The organism is Lentzea miocenica, assembly GCF_033949945.1.
Classification (GTDB): Bacteria; Actinomycetota; Actinomycetes; order Mycobacteriales; family Pseudonocardiaceae; genus Lentzea; species Lentzea miocenica.
Genome location: NZ_JAXAVW010000089.1, coordinates 1 through 1472 on the forward strand (window position 1 = coordinate 1; position 1472 = coordinate 1472).

1 protein-coding gene is annotated in these 1472 nt (G+C 68.9%); it reads left to right on the forward strand.

Annotated elements, in window-relative coordinates; all coding sequences use genetic code 11:
• Positions 1–258: 258 nt before the first annotated feature.
• Positions 259–1437 (forward strand): IS30 family transposase, encoded by a 1179-nt coding sequence (locus SK803_RS46300; RefSeq protein ID WP_319972635.1) that lies wholly within the window; start codon positions 259–261, stop codon positions 1435–1437.
• The last annotated feature ends 35 nt before the right edge of the window (positions 1438–1472 follow it).

Below are 1472 nucleotides of genomic sequence, written 5' to 3' on the forward strand. Positions count from 1 at the left end.
GGCGGGTTCTAGCGATCCCCGCAACACCCTGGATTTCAGGGAGTTGCGGGGATCGTGGTTTCTGGAGGGTTGAGGGCGAGGTTCTTCGAGGCTCTGGACCGGGAGGGCGGCAGCATCTCGGGTGCTGCTCGGGTGGTCGGGGTGACCCCTGCGACGGCATACGGGTGGGCGCGCAAGGCCGGTATCCGTGGCCGTGGCAAGACGGGGACGGCCGGGCATCCTGGCCGGGCGGAGTACGACAGGCTGCGCGCGGCCGGAATGCGTCGGCGGGATGCCGCGGCGCAGGCCGGGGTTCATGAACGCACGGCCAGGGACTGGGACCGTGGCATCCGCAAGATCGGTAACACGCGGCTGCACTCCGATGGGCGCTTGATCGACTACAACACCGGCATGACCACCATCGTCCCGGCCGCGTCGACGTCATCTCTGGCTGCGGTCGAAGCCGAGTTGCACCCCCGGTTCCTCACCGTGACGGAGCGGGAGTTGATCGCTGACCTGCGTCGTCAGGGCGAGTCGTTGCGGGCGATCGGGCGGGTGCTGGACCGGCCGGCGTCCACGGTCAAACGCGAGATCGACGCCCGTGCGGTCAAGGGTGTCTACCAGCCGCACCGGGCGCAGCGGGCCTGGACGGACAGCCGGGCGCGGCCCAAGGAGTCCAAGCTCGCTCAGGACGGTCCGCTGCGCGGCTACGTCGCCGGCAAGCTGCGGGAGCGGTGGTCACCCGAGCAGATCTGTCACGCTCTGGTCATGGAGTTCCCCGACGACGAGGGCATGCGGGTGAGTCCGGAGACGATCTATCAGGCGATCTATGTCCAGGCCCGTGGCGGGCTGCGGCGTGAGGTCGCGGTCGCGCTGCGCACCGGGCGCACCCGCCGCAGACCCCATCGCAGTCCGGAGCAGCGCACACGGCGGTTCGTCGACGAGATGGTGATGATCTCCGACCGCCCCGCGGAGGTCGAGGACCGGGCGGTTCCCGGCCACTGGGAAGGCGATCTGATCGTGGGCACCCGCAGCGAGAGCGCGATCGTGACCCTGGTCGAGCGTTCCACCCGCTACGTCCTGCTCGGGCACCTGCCCGGCGGGCACACCGCCGAGGAGGTCCGCGACGTGCTGACCTCGCTGATCCAGACCCTGCCCGAGCACCTGCGCGGTTCGCTGACCTGGGACCAGGGCTGCGAAATGGCCGCGCACAAGCAGTTCACCGTCGCCACCGGAGTGCCGGTCTACTTCTGCGACCCGCACTCGCCCTGGCAGCGCGGCAGCAACGAGAACACGAACGGCCTGCTGCGCCAGTACTTCCCCAAGGGCACCGACCTCTCCGTTCACAGCGCCGAGGACCTCCAGCACGTCGCCCAGCAACTCAACGGCCGACCACGCAAAACGCTCGACTGGAACAAGCCAGCCGAGCGTCTGCGTGATCTACTGACGACCACATAAGCCATCAGGTGTTGCGAGGACCCCAAGAATCCGCC